The sequence below is a fragment of the Butyrivibrio sp. genome, from assembly GCF_024699075.1.
Window position 1 is genome coordinate 1 of the sequence record NZ_JAILQF010000048.1, and the last position, 18,325, is coordinate 18,325.

Annotated in this window: 13 protein-coding genes; 2 read left to right on the top strand and 11 right to left on the bottom strand. The window is 38.7% G+C overall.

What is annotated here, in order from left to right:
* A partial coding sequence (locus tag K6G87_RS01605; RefSeq protein ID WP_296832982.1) for a ZIP family metal transporter occupies positions 1 to 474 on the top strand: 474 nt, incomplete at its 5' end.
* A 176-nt stretch (positions 475 to 650) separates the two neighbouring features.
* Here the strand turns inward: K6G87_RS01605 and K6G87_RS01610 are convergent.
* The 6 genes from K6G87_RS01610 to K6G87_RS01635 all read right to left on the bottom strand — a co-directional run bounded on the left by K6G87_RS01610 (position 651) and on the right by K6G87_RS01635 (position 9,987).
* Positions 651 to 3,422, bottom strand: a complete 2,772-nt coding sequence (locus K6G87_RS01610; RefSeq protein WP_296832985.1) for a beta-mannosidase — start codon at positions 3,420 to 3,422, stop codon at positions 651 to 653.
* Between the two features lie 256 nt (positions 3,423 to 3,678).
* Positions 3,679 to 4,536 (bottom strand): ABC transporter ATP-binding protein, encoded by an 858-nt coding sequence (locus K6G87_RS01615; protein WP_296832987.1) that lies wholly within the window; start codon positions 4,534 to 4,536, stop codon positions 3,679 to 3,681.
* Complete coding sequence (locus K6G87_RS01620) at positions 4,487 to 5,536, bottom strand: ABC transporter ATP-binding protein (protein WP_296832990.1); 1,050 nt, start codon at positions 5,534 to 5,536, stop codon at positions 4,487 to 4,489. The genes K6G87_RS01615 and K6G87_RS01620 overlap by 50 nt, the downstream gene beginning before the upstream one ends.
* Positions 5,537 to 5,668: 132 nt before the next feature.
* Positions 5,669 to 6,922 carry an ABC transporter permease gene (locus K6G87_RS01625; protein WP_296832992.1) on the bottom strand — a complete coding sequence of 418 codons (1,254 nt, stop codon included), beginning with the start codon at positions 6,920 to 6,922 and terminating at the stop codon, positions 5,669 to 5,671.
* A gap of 13 nt (positions 6,923 to 6,935) precedes the next feature.
* A complete protein-coding gene (locus K6G87_RS01630) occupies positions 6,936 to 7,940 on the bottom strand; it encodes an ABC transporter permease (RefSeq protein WP_296832995.1) in 1,005 nt (334 codons plus the stop codon).
* 130 nt (positions 7,941 to 8,070) lie between these two features.
* Entirely contained in the window at positions 8,071 to 9,987 is a 1,917-nt protein-coding gene (locus K6G87_RS01635) for an ABC transporter substrate-binding protein (protein ID WP_296832998.1), read from the bottom strand.
* A 445-nt stretch (positions 9,988 to 10,432) separates the two neighbouring features.
* Here K6G87_RS01635 and K6G87_RS01640 point away from each other — a divergent pair, with 445 nt between their 5' ends.
* A complete protein-coding gene (locus K6G87_RS01640; RefSeq protein ID WP_296833000.1) occupies positions 10,433 to 11,305 on the top strand; it encodes a helix-turn-helix transcriptional regulator in 873 nt (290 codons plus the stop codon).
* A gap of 87 nt (positions 11,306 to 11,392) precedes the next feature.
* Here the strand turns inward: K6G87_RS01640 and K6G87_RS01645 are convergent, their stop codons facing one another.
* From K6G87_RS01645 to K6G87_RS01665, 5 genes are all read right to left on the bottom strand, one after another.
* Positions 11,393 to 12,460 carry a GGDEF domain-containing protein gene (locus tag K6G87_RS01645; protein ID WP_296833003.1) on the bottom strand — a complete coding sequence of 356 codons (1,068 nt, stop codon included), beginning with the start codon at positions 12,458 to 12,460 and terminating at the stop codon, positions 11,393 to 11,395.
* Between the two features lie 98 nt (positions 12,461 to 12,558).
* Entirely contained in the window at positions 12,559 to 14,088 is a 1,530-nt protein-coding gene (locus K6G87_RS01650) for a bifunctional metallophosphatase/5'-nucleotidase (RefSeq protein ID WP_296833006.1), read from the bottom strand.
* A gap of 115 nt (positions 14,089 to 14,203) precedes the next feature.
* Positions 14,204 to 15,565, bottom strand: a complete 1,362-nt coding sequence (locus K6G87_RS01655; RefSeq protein WP_296833009.1) for an MBL fold metallo-hydrolase — start codon at positions 15,563 to 15,565, stop codon at positions 14,204 to 14,206.
* Positions 15,566 to 15,700: 135 nt separating this feature from the next.
* Positions 15,701 to 17,038 (bottom strand): ABC transporter substrate-binding protein, encoded by a 1,338-nt coding sequence (locus K6G87_RS01660; protein WP_296833012.1) that lies wholly within the window; start codon positions 17,036 to 17,038, stop codon positions 15,701 to 15,703.
* A 167-nt stretch (positions 17,039 to 17,205) separates the two neighbouring features.
* Positions 17,206 to 18,132 (bottom strand): carbohydrate ABC transporter permease, encoded by a 927-nt coding sequence (locus K6G87_RS01665; RefSeq protein WP_296833015.1) that lies wholly within the window; start codon positions 18,130 to 18,132, stop codon positions 17,206 to 17,208.
* Between the last annotated feature and the right edge of the window lie 193 nt (positions 18,133 to 18,325).

Sequence of the window (18,325 nt, forward strand, 5' to 3'; positions counted from 1 at the left end):
TTAAAATCCAATTTTAAGAAAACGACAATGATGGTTCTTGCAGTTACACTCCATAACATACCTGAGGGTATGGCTGTTGGTGTTGTATATGCAGGATGGCTGTCAGGCACTGGCGGAATTACTTCTGCAGGAGCTCTTGCTCTGGCGCTTGGTATTGCAATCCAGAACTTCCCTGAAGGCGCTATAATATCTATGCCGCTTAGAAGTAAAGGAGAGACAAGAACAAGGGCATTTATAAGCGGAGTTCTATCTGGCCTTGTTGAACCGATAGGAACTATTGTAACTATCCTTCTTGCAAGCCTGGTAGTTCCGATTCTTCCTTATCTTCTGTGCTTTGCTGCAGGAGCTATGATGTATGTAGTAATTGAGGAGCTTATTCCGGAGATGGCATCAGGTAAGCACACAAATGTAAGTACCGTAATGTTCGCACTTGGATTTACACTTATGATGACTCTTGATGTAGCACTTGGATGATCCGCTAACATTTTACTATGATAAAATTCTTATGTAGTACTTGAATGATCAGCTAACATTTTACTATGATAAAATTCTTATGTAGTACTTGCGCATAATTTAGGGCGATGCCAATTGGCATCGCCCTTTATCTTTCTTACTCAAACTTCGCTTATAATAAGCAATCTTAATTTGCGTTATCTTATATCATAAACACTTCTAAGCCTTAAATTATCTGTGCTTCCAGATATGATCCTGACTGTCTTTGTACCCTTATCCATATCAAAATAGTTATCTGAAAGGATAATATCTTCGTTATCATTAAGTATCTCTACTCCCTTAGCATAGGCGCTTGAAGTAATAGTGATCGTATCTCCTTTGACCTTTGCCTTAAGATCTGGATTTTCATACTTAAAGTACTTAGGAAGAGAGAATATAACTGTGCCTGATGAAATCTCCTCATCATTTTCATCAAGAAGATGATAACTTACATACTGGGTAAACTCATCTACTCCCGTCATATCCACCTTATCAAGCCATACTGATGAAAGCGCAGGAACTGTAATCTTCTTAGATCCCGATACAGGATATAGTGATATCTTCTTTGATCTTGATGAAGCCTTTCCTAGAGCCTTTCTTCCTTCTAAGTTATCATCTCCTACTCTCTTACTTGCAGGCATTCCATCAGCATTTCTAAGTTCCCACACTACAGTAACTTTCTTATCTTCCATGCTTTCATTGGCTACGCACAGTCTTATTGACTTTTCGAAATCCTTGGGCATCTCATTAACTGCTTTTCCTGAGTTAATGCGTCCGTTTTCTTCGCAAGATATCATGAGAGGCGCGAAAGCTCTTTTTTCTGCGTAATGAAGGGCCTTGAGTCTGCCACAATAGTCGATTGAAGACCAGGATGCCACCGGCCAGCAGTCATTGAGCTGCCATACAACTGCGCCCATACACTGGCCTCTATAGCGCCTGAAGTGTTCGATTCCAAGCCTTATTCCGTCCGCCTGCAGCATATGTGATGCATACAAGGTCGTATCGAAATCAGAAGGATAACGATAGGTCTGCTGCATATAATTCATGATCTTACCATTAGCTGCGCCGTTCCTCTGATGTCTTTCCATTACGTAGGAAAAGATATTTCTGTCTTCTTCTGCATCTGTAATAGCATCAACAGTCTTTCTAAGCGGAAAGCTCTGGAAGCCGAACTCTGATAAGAAGCGGAACTTAAACTTTCTGTATTCGGTAAAAGGCTTATCACCATGCCATACATCCCAGTAATGCTGATCTCCTCTTCCCTCACTCCAAGGCTCATCAAATGAACCTCCTGATGAAGGACTTGATGGCCAGTAAGATACCTGCGGTGCAATTTCTGAAAGCATTCCCGGGATTATGCGCTCGTACATGAATGTATAGTCACGAACTTCTTCCTTGGAATGAACCCAAACGCCTCTGTCTACAAACATTTCCATCTCATTGTTGCCACAGATAAGGCCAAGACTTGCATGATGACGAAGTCTTCTTAGATTCTGTCTGAATTCTTCTTTTATATTATTTTCAAATTTTTGTGTCAAATGATATACAGCACAAGCGAACATCATATCCTGCCATACAACAAGGCCAAGCTCGTCGCACATCTCATAAAACCAGTCTTCAGGATAATATCCACCGCCCCATACTCTTATGCAGTTATGATTAGCAAATACTGCTTTTTCCAAAAGAGCTCGTGTTGTCTTTGGATTTACTCTTCCAAGAAGATGATCTTCAGGAATATAGTCAGCACCCATGGCAAAGATAGGATAGCCGTTAACTCTTATTGCAAAGTCTTTGGCTTTATTCCCTTTTTTAAGATTAAGATCTATTGTTCTAAGTCCTATCTTCCTTGCCCAGGAGTCGATCTTCTGACCGGCTTCATATACTGTAACTTCCACATCATAAAGCGGATGCTCGCCGTAGCCTGCAGGCCACCAGATCTTGGCATCTTCTATTGTGAGAGCTTCAAGCGCCTTCTGCGCTCCTACTCTTACGCCCACAAGACCATCTGCCTTTTCAAGTTCTGTCATCTCAGCATCAAGTGCTCCTAAAGATAACTTCTTGTCTGCTGAAAGATTTCTGCTTGCAGATGGGAACATCTTGAATTCTTTGCTCTTATACTCTTTGCCATCAGGTCCTGTAACTTTAACATCATATGTCAGCTCTGAAAGCGTAGCTTCAAGATCAGACATATCAGCGCTATTAATAAAGAGCTCAGGCTTAAATGAAAGCTTAACATTTGTTATGTTATCAGGAGCATTCTTAGCTGATACTTTACTTGCTGCTTTCTTCCCCTGCTTTCTACTTCCTTTGGCATCCTTTACAGCTATATGCTTTTGAAGTATCTGAACACTGTCAATTCTGACGCTGCCAGATCCTATGAGATACACAGGTCTGTATATTCCAGCATCAGGAAGATGTGCGCCCCAGTCCCAGCCAAAGCTTGAATGTGTCTTTCTTATATGAGGAAAGCCAGGCATGGCATCAGATGAACCGTCTACATAGTCTTTTTTCAGAGCCTCTTCTATATATTTATTAGGCGAGTGGAATAATACAAGAAGCTTATTAGCCTTCTCTTTGACTATACCTTTTATATTAAATTCATACATTCGGTGCATATTTTCAGTACTGCCAAGCTTATGACCATTAAGAAATACATCTGCGATAGTATCAAGACCATCGAAATGCAGGATCTGATCATAAGATGACAAAAAAGATTTCGATGCATCAAATGAAGTCTCATACTCAAAATCATTGTCCATTAAGGCAAGTGCCTTATCTTCATTGTCCTTAAAGAAAGGATCTTCCATCTGACCTTCTCTAAGAAGATCAGTATATACACTTCCCGGAACGACTGCTTTTATCCATTTACCATTATTCTTGGATGAAACAGTACGCATTTTCCATTTCTTATCAATAGATATCTTTACCAAATCACTACCTCCTCAAAACAAATCTCCACCTGAAATATAGATATTTATTTTGTCATGCAACTTTTATTAGCCACCAAATATCTTTCGAAGTCACTTGCATATTTCAACTGGAATCATTAACATCTAATTCCTCTATAATTCATACTAGTGAGCAAAAATTCCCCCGTCAACCTACAAATCTATAGAATTTTCCCCTACAAAAAGAGGATCGTAAAGATCCTCTTTTTGTACCTGTTTAGAAGTACAGGGATGTACTTCAGACCGTATCCAAATCCCACTTTTCATAAATCTTTGGTACATCGCTTATAAGGCGCTTGGTATAATCCGCTTTAGGATTGATAATGCACTCTTCTGCCGTTCCATGCTCTACAAACTTTCCATGCTCCATGATATAAACCTTATCAGAGATATAATATGCAAGTCCTATATCATGTGTGATGAAGATAACTGTCATATTGATCTCATCTCTAAGCTTTAAAAGCATATCAAGGATTGTAGCACGTGAACATGCATCTATCATGGACGTAGGCTCATCAGCCATAAGAATCTTGGGCTTTAATAAGAATATTCTTGCTATCATAAGTCTCTGCATCTGACCACCTGAAAGCTCGAACGGATACTTATTGGTAAGCTCAGCATACTTAAGATTTACGAAGCTGCAAGCCTCAGTCTTCATCTGAATCTTCTGTTCTTTGGGAAGATTCTTGAAACCCTTCATATTAAGACAGTCATCAAGAACTGCATCAATCTTATAGAACATGTTGTAGGATGCAAATGGATCCTGGAAAATAGGCTGTATGTTCTTCCAATATTCTTTTTTCTTAGCAGCAGTTGAGATATCACGTGGCTTACCCTGATATAATATCTCCCCTTCAGTTACACTGATAAGTCCAAGGAGCATTTTGGAAAGTGTAGTCTTACCACTTCCTGATTCTCCTACTATTGATATGATCTCTCCTTCATTGAAGTCAAAATCCACATGATCTACTGCTGTATTTTGATTTTTACCAATACCAAAAACCTTTGTAATGCCACGGCCGCTTAAGCAGGGCTTCTTTTCAGTTTTAGACGAATTCTGGTTCTGGCTCTGATTCTGATTCTGTACTATTTCCATTACCATATACCTCCCTTAATTTACGTACAGACATAAGGCATCTGTACATGCGGTCTGTATCAAATGTTTTCGGATCGGGTGCAAGTGCTGTACATGTAGGTGTTGCATAAGGACATCTGTCAGCAAATCTGCATCCCTTAGGTGGATTCTTAAGGTTTGGAGGAGTACCCTTTAGTGCTGTAAGTGCATGGGTTTTCATTCCTTCCTCTGGTACTATGATAGAACCCATAAGTCCTTTTGCATAAGGATGAACCGGATCGAATACCATCTGCTGAGCTGTACCCTGTTCTACAAACTGACCAGCGTACATAACTGCTATATCATCAGTTACGTTATAAAGAAGTGGAAGCTCATGTGTTATGAAGATCATGGACTTGATATAACCCTTTTCCATAAGTTCTCTCATCATCTTGATTACCATCTTCTGAGATGTAACATCAAGGGCTGATGACGGCTCATCTGCTATAAGAACCTTTGGTGAAAGAATTGTAGATATAGCTATAACTGTTCTTTGCTTCATACCTCCTGAAAGCTCAACAGCATATCTTCCAAGCACTTCTTCCGGAAGACCAAGCTCTGCAAAACGTTCTCTTGCCATATCATATATTTCTTTCTTGGTCATCTTGATTCCATGAGCCTTGATTACATCTTCAATGAATCTTATGATCTTGGATGTAGGATTAAGAGCATTCATGGCAGCCTGTGGAATATAGGCAATTTCATTACCAAGGATCTTACGTCTTACATCATCAGGCTTCATTCCTGATATATTCCTGCCATCTACGATTATATCTCCGCTTATATAATGAAGTGGCGCAAAGTAATAGCCCATAAGTGACAGGGCAAGTGTTGATTTACCACATCCTGATTCACCTGCTATGCCAAGAGACTTTCCTTCTTCAATCTTAAGTGATACATCATCAACGGCATATACATCTTCATGGAATCTTGTTATATATTTGGTTTTGAGGTGATTAACCTCAAGCATAACTTTTCCCATATTTAATTCCTCGTCTTTCTTTTTCAATAAGTATCTGAACTATATGCACCTATCTGTTTATTTATGCTTAATTTTTTTGGCAAAAGATATTAAGCACACCGCTCAAAATTTCTTTAACCTTAGTAATTACTATCAATCTCTGAGCTGTGGATTAAATACCTGATCAAGTCCGGTATTCATAAGGTTAAGCGAGAATGAAATAAGTGCAATGACAAGTACTACAGGGAAGTAAGCCCACCATGATCCGTTAAGATGTGCGCTGTACTGCGTAGCCCAGTTCATCATAAGACCAAGAGTTGCTACCTTTGTGGTTGCAGGTCCAAGTCCTATCATGGAAAGCTGTGCTTCAGAAAGAATACCTGATGAAATCTGAAGTATGAATGCCATAACAACATAAGATGCAACATAAGGAAGGATATCTGTTAAGATAATTCTCATCATGCTGTGACCTGACAGCTTAGAGAGATTTACATGGTCTCTGTTTCTAAGAGATATAACCTGTGATCTTACAGAACGTGTTGTCCAAGGCCAAGCTGTAATACCGATAAGGATTCCTATCATCGTAGTACCTCTTTGAGCATCACCTACGCTGTAAGAGATAAGGATGAGAAGTACGAATGAAGGTATTACTGTAAAGAGGTTTGTAAAAAAGAGAATGACATTATCAACAGTTCCGCCAACATATCCTGCTAAAAGTCCAAGGAAAAGGCCTATGAAGGTAGCAATAACACCTGCAAGAAGACCTATACCAAGTGATGTTTTTGTAGCTGCAACCATCTCTGTAAGAACATCTCTACCAAAGTTATCTGTTCCAAGAACAAAGGTTCTTTGGTTTGCTATCTCAGATACTCTTGCATAGTCTTTACTGTCAAAGGTTTCTGACTCTACAAGCTCTCCTGTCTCTTCATCCTCAGTAGCTATGATCACATCAGTATCTTCAAGAATACCATCTATCTGCTGATCAAGTCTTTTATATGCACGAGTCTGTGAGACGCTCATTCCAGCTATTTTTTCATCAGGATCATATGTCGCTTCCCATAATGCTATAAGAGCTTCTGCATCAGTTACATCTATACTTGATATATCAACTCCGCCATATTTTTCCAACCACTCTGCCATTGTTGCTCTTGTAGTTACATCAAGTTTACTTTCAAGAAGGGCCTCTTTGGCATCTATATTAAGAGTATACTCAGAGCCTTCTGCAATGACATTTTGTGTATTGATATAAGTTCCAGGAGGATAGAAAGCACCCTGTCCTACCATCTCAAGCGGATTATTAGTGACAAATATAGGATATATAATAATTGTCAAAAGAATGAACATGAATATCACAAAACCAACTATAAATTTTCCTGAATGGAAAACCTGTCTTAGTGTATTTTTCATCTAAAGCCCTCCCTTAATCCTGCTGTGCAGCCTTGACACGTGGATCGATCAGGCCATATATAAGCTCTACAGCCAGATTCGCAATAAGAACCATTATCGTTATAAGAAGTGTACACGCTGAAAGAAGCGGATAATCCTGGCCTGCGACTGCCTGTAGCATTACTGTTCCAAGTCCCGGATAAGAGAAGACCATCTCTGATACAAGAGCACCACCCATCATGGTTCCAAGTGAAAGTGCAAGTCCTGTGATCTGAGGAAGCATTGCGTTTCTAAACACATAACGAACTATTTTTCTGTCTTTGATGCCAAGGAAACGGCTATATTTTACATAATCAGCATTAAGTTCATATATAGACATTGATCTCATACCTATAGCCTGACCACCTATAGTAACGAGTACAATTGAGAAGAACGGAAGCTGATAATGAGAGATTACAGATTTAACGAATGTCCAGTTAAAGCTTGGTATAAGGCTTGACTGATATCCGCCTGCAGCAGGTGCTATTCCGAGTTTTACGGAGAAGATGAAAAGAAGAACTACTGCCATACCAAATGCCGGAACATTACTTACAAAAAGAAATACTGGAAGAATAACTTTATCCATGATACCTTTCTTATATGCTGCTATAGCACCAAGAAGGTTACCTATAAGCCATCCTATTATGATAGCCGGAAGCTGCAATGCCAGTGTCCATCCTACTGCGCTTCCAATAATATCTGATACTGTTCTTGGATATTGTGTAAAAGAAATTCCAAAATCACCCTTTAATGCATTTCCTGCCCATTTGAAAAACTGTTGCCACATTGGAAGATTAGTTCCGAATTTCTCGGCATAATCTTCATATACTTTTTGTATAGCTACTGAACTCGTCATACCTGACGTTGCATTTGCTGTTATTGCCGCCACCGGATCACCAGGCATAAGACGGGGCAATACAAAATTTAGTACAACAGCACATATGAAGGTCAGAAGATACCACATTATCTTTTGACCATAGTACTTTCTCAAACCTTTCATAAAGACCTCCTGCCCACATTTTACATGCTATTTTTGGATAAAAAATGCGGCCGGACATATGACATCCGGCCGCCATACAAAAGTCCTTTTCTATCAGAACCTATTCAGTTATCTGATATTTAATATTATCTTATTCTCCTGTTGATTCGAGCTGGTAAAGACCTGCTATACCATAACCATCACTACATGTAAGTGCAGGAATGTTAGATCCGTCGCCATCAATCGGGAATCCTGTCCAGTGTGTTTCATTGATCTCATAGAACCACTGAGGACGATACATAAGTGCTACTGCAGGACAATCCTCAAGGAGTATCTGAGAAAGTCTTGTATAAGCTTCGATAAGCTCAGCTTCATCTGTCATGAAAGGAATAGCTGCAAGAATCTCATCTGCTTCTTCATTTACATAGTGACCGAAGTTACCACTTGCATTAACTTCAAGATCATTGTATGTAGAACTCATGTAGAACATTCCACGAAGATAAGGAAGAGCTACACCTGTTCCTGAAGGTGAGTACATGATGATATCAAAGTTTCCAGTTGTAACATCTGTATACCATACAGTTGTTTCAGGGAAATATGTATTAAGCTCTATACCGATTTCAGCTCCAGCTGCTGCTACAACTTCAAGAGCTGCATTCCAGTCTGACCAACCTGTAGGACACTCAACCTGGAAGGAAAGATTTGTTCCGTTGTATTCACGGATTCCGTCTCCATCTGTATCAACGATTCCGGCCTCATCAAGAAGTGCGTTTGCACCGTCTACATCTGCATTATCCCACTGATACTCTGTAAGAGCTGACTGATCAACAAGTGACTGCTCAGCATCTGTTGTATTCATGAGTGAACGAGGTACCTGATCAAATGTAGCTGACTGACCTGTCATAGCTGAAGAAATGATCTGTTCATAATCTGTAGCCATTGCTATAGCCTTACGAACTGCAACCTGATCAAGTCCTTCTTTTTCCATATTGAAGAAGATTGAAGGCATTACAAGACCTACACCATAAGGAGCATCTTCCATATATGTTGAGATCGGAAGTCCATCATCTTCCCAAAGTGTCTGAACATTAGGGATGTACTGCTGATCCATATCAACATCGCCATTCTTAAGAGCTGTAAGTGTAGCGTTGTTGTCTTCATAGATTGTATGAGCAAGATATGTAGGTGTAGGAAGCTTGCCCCACATGGATTCTGCCTGTCCCCAATAATTATCATTTCTTACATAGGCAACAACCTGATCATTAGCAAGGAATGGGCCATAAGGTCCTGAATAAACAGCATCTTCCATCTTATCAAGCTTAATGTCATCTGCATTACCGCCGTTTCTTTCAACAACTGTCTGAATATAATCTGCATTCATGATATAAAGCATTGTAAGATAACGCTCTGAAAGAAGAGGGTTAACTGACTTGCCATCATCGCCAAGAGCCATTTTAAGGACTACTGTAGTCTCATCTACAACCTCTGCTCCTGTAATGTAATTGATCATATCAGCACCTGTAGGTGACTCATATTCAATATGTGCATTGATTGTTGCTGCTACGTCGGTTGCAGTAACCTGTGTTCCATCAGACCACTTGGCATCAGGATTAAGTTTAACTGTGATATCTGTATCTGTGATCTCGGGCTGATCAAGTGCAAGAAGCGGATACATCTGACCATCTGTAGGATTCCACATATACAGGGTCTCATACATGATCTCACGTGAGAAATCAGATGCTGCAATAGCCCAGTTGTTAGAGTTGGAGGACATAGGGTTGTAATCATTGATTACACCATACTGATATCCGCCAAAATATAAAGTTTCTGTTCTTGGAAGTTCTGTAAGAGTTGATGCATCTGCGGTAGTATTCTCGGTTGTCTCTGAGGTTGTCTCTTCAGCTGTAGTTGCTGCATTGTCCGCTGTTTCTGTGCCGGTAGCAGTCGTGTTATCAGTTGAAGTTCCTGTGCCAGCCGTACCTGTCGAATCTCCGCAACCTGCCAGCATGCTAATACTCAGGGTTGAAACAGCCAGAATCGACATTAACTTTTGCATGTTTCTTTTCATTAAATTCCCTCCCTCTTTTTGTTTGGTTCAAGTTTCCACGCTCCTTTGCGGTGCGCTCCTATTTTCGCAAGCGCAAGAACACGCATTTCCATAGAAACCGACCACATCAACAGTTATATTTCATATACTAATAATAGCTTTTTGGAAAAAGATATTATATCAATATTTCCACATAAAATATCAAAATCGTCAGCAATTTAACTGTTCTTTTTAGGTTTTTCTAAAACATTTCAGTATTTCATCCGTCATATTGCTCTATATTGCAATGTAAAACTGCATTTATTTGTGCATTATTCATTGATTGGTATTTATTTTTCGAAAATCATATGCTAGAATTGTTTCATTGAAAAGGTTTTGCGCAAAAAAGGGTTGCACTTTCGAAAGTCTTTAGCTTACTTTATTACTACTTTTTTCGAAAGAGTATATTCTGTATAGGGGAATACAGATGGCATCTATAAATGAAAAGGAAATTTTCAAAGTTCTTGGCTACTACTATGATTCAACTTATATACCTGTATGGCTATTCAAAGACGGATCTATAGTTAATACCAATTTCTCTAATTCACTTCTCAATCTAATAGACCTTTCCACCTGTCTTGTACAAAAATATGAGATTGGTGATAGAAAGTATACCTGGGAGCTTTTGCAGGATTATTCGCATGAGTTTTATTTCTTCTTTAATACAGGAAATACTTCAAAGGTAAGAGAGAGTATCATAATAGGCCCGGTCTTACATGATATTAATAAAGAAAAAGAAGAAGAAATAGAAGACTTTAGCTTTAACGGTTATATCTGGTCAGACTTTAATAATAAAGTCATTAACCTTCTTGCTGATACATCTATAAACAGTTTTATAATGAGCATTTCATTCATAATGAGATTATTTGGAGTAGAGCCCCCTTCATCTGAAGATATTCTTAAAGAATATAATAAGAACAGGGAAAACAAGGATCCTGCCGCCAGATCATATTCACCTGTTATAAAGAATGCCATAGATGTTATATCAGAAAATATCAAAGATAAGATATCATTACAGTTTGTGGCTGAAAGCATTAATATATCGCCCAAGTATCTGTCATACCTTTTCACCAAAGAGACTGGCATGAATTTCTGCGAATATGTTCAGTATCAAAGAATAGATATTGCCAGAAAACAGCTTAGAGAAAGCGATATTTCTTATTCTGACCTATGCTACAACCTTGGATTTTCATCGCAAAGTTATTTTAATTCCGTATTCAAAAAATATACGGGAGTAACTCCCAAAGAATACAGGCACTGTAAAAAGACAGATGCAGAGCAGCAAAGTTCAGCTTTGTAAAAAAGATTCAAAGCAGCAAAGTTCAGCTTTATAAAAAAGATTCAAAGCAGCAAATTTCAGCTTTATAAATAAAAAAATGACTGCACATCACTGTGCAGTCATTACATTTTTACCATTTCGTTTTGACGTATATAAAAGCTCATCAGCTGTCTTATACAAAGTCTTATATGTATAATCTGTTTTACCATCCAAAATGACAGCTCCCATTGAAAGGGTTATCTTCTGCTTATATTCTCTGAAGAATCTTGTCCATCTAAGACCGCTTTGAATTCTTTCAAATCTTCTCTGGATCATCTCTTCTGTATAAACGCCTTCAGCAAATCCTACGAATTCATCGCCGCCGATTCTCATAATGACATCCTTATCTCCGGCAGACTCTGTAAGGATTCCTGATATATCTTCAAGGACTTCATCTCCTATATCATGACCATAAGCATCATTTACAAATTTAAAATTGTCTACATCTATAAGGTAAAAGAAGCCATTACAGCCCTCTTCAAGGTATTCGGAGATTCTCTTCTCTCCGCCCGCCCTATTAAAAAGACCTGTCATTCCATCGTGCTCAGACTGATATGCAAGTGTCTCGCCTCGTCTGACATTCTCTATCTGAATCTTAAGTACATATCCGGAAATAACGAACGATACAATAAGCGCTACTGCAACATGTGATTCAAAGGCTTCTAACACTGCGCTTTCATTAAACATCCGGAATATAAATATATCTCCTATTGAAAGAAGCATCAAAAATATCGCAAGTCTTAACGGTCTGTCAAGGATAAGACACGGGATCACACACAAAAAGATAAGTGAAGTAAACCCTTCTTCATGAGGATCATAATAAGCATCAACAAATGATGCAAATAAGAGAATAGGAATTATAACGAGGTAAAAGATAAGAATAGAATGTTTAAAAGGCTTGTAGCTTCCTCGTATATTATAAACGATTCTAAAAATCGCAAAATAGATCATGATTATGGCTGATTCTACACAACCTTCACAATCTCCTTTTGCGGCAAAAAACAATACAGCCAAAATGGGAAGTGTTGCTCCCATCAAGGATAACTGCCCTACCCTGTTATAATTAAGTTCATTTATTCTATCACGATAATTGTTAAAAACATCATTATCTTTATTGAAGAATCTTGTTATTTTCATAGGATTATTGTCCCTTTTCGCAAGCATCTCTAACAGTATATCACTAAATCCTTATACTGTATCCCGTTTTTTGAAAATAAAGATAAATATTATAGTTTTTAATAAACTATTCTTATTCTGGAATTCACAATATCTCCAAGTGGAGAATTTTTTTGTATAAATTCCTGTAACAGATCCGGCATTTCTTCAGTACTGTTTCTTATAACGCGGCTGTTTCCTATAGCCTTATAGCCGCCCGTTCCTGTTGCCCTGTAATTACTTGTTACAAGAGTATAGGTATCAGTATCAGAAAGCTCTGTGCCATCAAGGCGAAGCATCTTTACTACTCTTTCACCTACAGGACGTGTCAGATCAAATTCATAATCAAGACCGGCATAATAGTCATAATTATAATGTTCGATCTTAGGCTCTAAAAATTCCTTGGAAACCTGGGGATTACCATCAACCAAAGTAAAATATGAAGCCACACGTTCAAGAGATTCTTTTATGGTCTTTTTGGTCACTTCTACTACAAATACCGTATTTGAAAAAGGATATACAGCACATATATCTCTTATAGTAACTTCCTTCTTAAGTCCAAGTGGATCGTTACCAAGGCTTGTGCAGGAAAAGTCTGCCCCGCTCCACTCAAGCTGTGTCTGATTAAAAATAGCAGCAAGTCTGCTTCCATGAAGAGCCGCATAAAGCTTTTCTTCAGGATCAATTGGATCTTTCAATGATCCTATAGGAATATCCAGCCATCTTTGAACATCTTCTTCAAGCTGCAGCATCTTATTGTATGCTGTCTCTTCATGCACATCTCCTGTACTTACAAGCTTTGATGTTACAAGAAGACCATCATCACTTGTTTCAGCATGCATGGAAATATACTTTTCCGCTTTAGCAGGAGGCTGAACAGCAAAAGTATTATCTATCACAAACTTCTCATTAGCTATATGCTGATGCCCTGTAAGAAGTATATCCCAATCCTGTTCATGAGCAATCTTACAGCCTACATTTTCAGTAGTATCAGACATTTTCTGACCAGTTGCAGGATTTTCTTCAAGACCTCCATGATATATAAGTACAGTAATATCACACTTATCTTTGATCTCATCAAGGGCCTTCTTGGCAGCAATAACTGGATCTGTCACTTTGGTTTTGGCTATGTTATCAGCCTGTTCCCATACATTGACCCAATCTGTTACCACACCCGAGAGACCAATCCTAAGGCCATTTTCAAGTGTTACTATAGCAGTTTTAGAAAGCTTTAATTCTCCGCCAAGATCTTCCACATTAGCACAAAGGCATTTTGCTTTCATAGCATTTAAATAGTCTCTTATAACTTCATATCCAAAGTTAAAGTCATGATTGCCAAGTGTGAAGAAATCAAGCCCCATTGCATTAAACGCTTCCGCAATAGGATGATAGTCATACTTATCTGCATTAGATAGATAGTACTGGGTAAGAGGCGTACCCTGTAAAGAATCTCCACCATCAAGAATTAGTGTATTTCCATCCTTTTTAATCTCAGAAGCAATGTTTAGAAGACTTGCATTACACGGTCTGTTACCTGCATAATCAATCGGATAGACGTGTCCGTGCGTATCTGATGTATATATGATATCTAAAGTTTTATTATTACTCATAAATCTCCGACTCTGTTTTTTTATTATCTATAAATTTATATCTAATATTTGTTATTCCAGGATTTGTAAACGTTTTTATATGTTTTTGATCATATCCCTGGTGAATATGATCGATTTAATTATTTATTTTGGAAAGCTTTCCATTCTTAAGCTCATAAAAGTCTCCATACTCAGGAAGTATCCTGCATCCTGCATGTTCTGACATCACCTGCTCAGGTCTGAAAGAATGAAGCGGAATAAGAGTACCAGGCTCAATATGGTCGATCATATAACGAAGATAATATGGTCTTGAATGTCCGCCTGTTCCCTTATGTTCATAGTTAATCTCAAGCTTATCCATAAAATCATGAAGCTTTTTATAAGATGGATCATAATCCCCAAGAGGAGCTCCGTCCATATGAACATATAATGACAGAACATCTTTAAGATCTATAAGTTCATATATATGCTTATAATCCTGCTGAAGGACATATTTGGAAGGATTAGAAATAAGATCCTTCCTGCTAACCTTCTTCCAATCATCAGGAATATCAAAGCAGCACTCATCAAGGTTCTGAGCATAGATGCTTATCTCATCTTCCGGATAAAAAGCATGTACATATTCTGCCTGAATAGGTTCAAGTACAAGTGTTCTTCCCTCTGATTTACATACGTTTATAAGTCTGTGAATTCTTTCTACATTCCTATTGTAGTTGTTGATAACAATAAGCCCTTCTTCATTCGCAATCTTATCACGCATATATTCTTCTACTACTTCTTCTGAGTTACCCATATCTGCAGGTTCCTCGAGACTTAGCATATCTATATCTTCAAAACTAGCTGTAACGCCTTCTGTGATCATCACATTTGCGCCATGGCAGGTTTTGGCAAAATTCTCTGTAATATCTCTATGGAAGCCATGAAATCTGTAATCGCCAGTATAGCAGATGCTTCCGTCTTTAGTTTCAATAATAAATCCGCATGCACCAACAACATCATGATCTACCTGAACTACCTTTACAGTGATATCTTCTACTGTAAAAGTCTTATCATAATCAATTCCAATACAGTTCTTGTGTTCTCTTACTTCCGCTTCTCCTGTGCTTGCTATAGCTCTGTATAGCTTAAGAGAATCTGAGCTCATATATACCGGAACTTCAGGATCAAGCATTCCAAGTCCGCCCATATGATCTATATGCATGTGAGAGATAATAAAGAAATTCTTTTTGGTATCTTCAGAATATGACTTAAGTCCAAGCTTATGAGCTGTTGTATCATCATAAATACCATCCATTGGCGTAAGAATGCCAAGGTTAACATAATAATATGCCATATCGCAAGGAGCGCAGCTGACCTTATTATCAATAATATCAGCATTGGCAAAACCAAAATCAAACATACATCTGGCGGTATCCGTCTCTACAACCACAAAGGTTCCGCCTATCTCACGAAGTCCGTTATAAAATCCAAGTTTTGTCATATTAAGTACTCCTTTCATAAAAACCATCTTTAGAGCAAGATTTTATTTTATCATAATAGCAACTATATGCCAACAAAAAAGAAAAAAGAAAAAGCCGGTGCGCATCGCAATACGCACCGGCTAAATATACTTATATATTGATCCTGACTATTATCAGAACTGAGCGTTGATCTCTTCTACAAGAGCATCAAGTGCTGTCTGAGGATCTGCTCCTTCAAGAATGAGCTCTTCCATCTTAGCTGCTACAGCTGTTCTTACATCATTAGAAGCATCATAAGATGCAAGTGATGTGAAGAATGCATCAGACTGCTCGTAAGCAGCTGTAGCTGTTACGTCACCAGCCATGAAATCCTGGTACTCTGCTGACTCATAAGCAGATGTTCTTACAGGAAGGTATCCTGTTCCGATAGCCCATGTTGTTGTAGATTCTGCAGATGTAAGGAACTTCATGTACTCGAATGCAGCAAGCTGCTTGTTAGCATCCTGTGTGAACATTACAAGGTTTGTACCTGCGCAGTAAGCAGCGCTTTCCTTGTTTGAAGGAACAGGGCAAACACCAAGTTCAAAGCCATCAGCTGTGATGTAAGAAGCACCTGTTGAAGAGCCGATGTAACCAAGCATTGACTGTGCAGAAAGTACGTTTGAGAAGTACTTGTCTTCACCAACAAGACGAGCATATCCGTTGTTGTAAAGGTCCATGATATATGTCATTGTCTCAAGACCACCATCAGTATTGAAAAGAGCACCTGTACCATCTACATAGCTCTCACCGTTCTGACGAAGAGAAGCCTCTACAAAACCAGAAAGGTCATCAACACCCCATGCCGGGTTGCCATACTTTTCAACATAAGCTTCACCTATTGTTGTAAGATCGTCCCATGTCTTAGGAGCTTCAAATCCAAGTTCATCAAGAACTGTCTTGTTATAGAACATTACATATGTTGACTTATTGAAAGGAAGAGCGTGAATGAAACCGAACTCACTGCACTCGTTACGATAAGCCTCAATGATATCATCATAGTTATCAAAATCGTTCTCTACGAAATCTGTAAGGTCTACAACCTTGTCAATATAAGGATTGAGCCAGTTGTTGTAAGCCTGAGCCATATCTGGAAGTCCGTCAGCTGCTGCAGCTGCCTGAAGCTTCTGAGAAAGATCACCATATGAACCCTGGTTAACAAGTGTTACTGTGATTCCGTACTCATTGCTTGAATTGAACTCATCTGTAAGCTGAGTAAGAACTTCTTCCTGAGTATTTGACATTCCATGCCAGAATGTGATTTCGCAAGACTCGATTGTCTTCTCTTCGGAAGTTGCAGCAGCATCTGTACTCTCTGCATCCTGTGTAGCTTCTTCCTGTGTTGTCTCCTGTGTAGCTTCATCTGTTGAAGCTGCTGTATCTGCATTAGGATCAACCTTCTGAGCACAGCCTGCAAGAGCGCTTGCTGCCATTACTGCTGTAAGTAATGATGCAACGATTTTCTTCTTCATAATACGTATCCTCCTTTGTACCGAATACCGGTATTTGCGCAGAATCATCTGCATTAGTATAGTTAACTTGCCTCTTGGCAATTTACTACCTTTAGTTAGTACATAACTTGATACTGATGGAGCTATAGAACGTATCTAGTATATAAACAATATGAACTTTTACCTTATTATCCTTTAAGACCTGATCTTGTAACGCCTTCAATGATATATTTTCTAAGGAAAAGATAGATGATTATAATAGGCATTACCAGAATACATGAAGCAGCCATAATAAGCTGATAATCTGAACCAGCCTCGGACTGGAACTGAGTAAGTCCGTTAGACAATACTCTCATGTTCGGATCGTTAGTAACAAGGAGTGGCCACATGAAAGCATTCCAGCTACTAATAAAGTTCAAAATACCTATTGTTACGATAGCCTGTTTGTTCATAGGAACCATGATCTTCCACATGAATTTCCAGTCAGAACATTTATCAACTTTAGCAGCCAGATATATAGCATCCGGAACCTGCATGAAAAACTGTGTTAAGAGATAGATATAGAATACACTTGCTATCCACGGGATTATAAGAGCGCCATAGGTATTGATTCCCAAGAAGTACCTGTTTAGGAATTCGGAGATTTCGATAATAAGGGCATCAACGAAATGGATTCCCATGCTCCTTATATTACCGATATCAATCTTCATGTTAAAGACAGTGATATAGTTTGTGATTACAAGCATCTCTCCGGGAATCATAAGTGTAGCCATAAGAAGAGCGAAAACAAGCTTCTTGCCCGGAAAATTAAGTCTTGAAAATGCAAATGCTGAAAGAACTGTAGTAATCAAAACGCCAAGAGTACTACATACAGCAACTATGATCGTATTGACAAAATATCTAAGGAAAGGAGCTCTGCTCCATGCCTCCTGGTAGTTACTCCACTGAGGATCCTTAGGGAAAAATGTTGGCGGTATAGCTGTGATCTCTGATGCTGTCTTAAGTGATGATAAGATCATCCATACAAAAGGCATCACAGTAATGATGGCGCCAAGTATAAGAATTGTAAATTTCAATATATCCAAAATTATATTGGAGACTTTAGTTGATTTCATGATACTCCTCCGTATCGGGTATATATTAAAGGTGCCGTGCTTAGCGGCTCATAAGTTTGCGAACAAGTTTCTGTATCATTGTAAATGCCAGAATGATAAAGAAAAGAATAACCGCTGCAGCAGCTGCTTCGCCATACTTATAGCTCTGATAGAACTTCTGCCAGATATAGTAAACAACTGTGATAGCACTGTT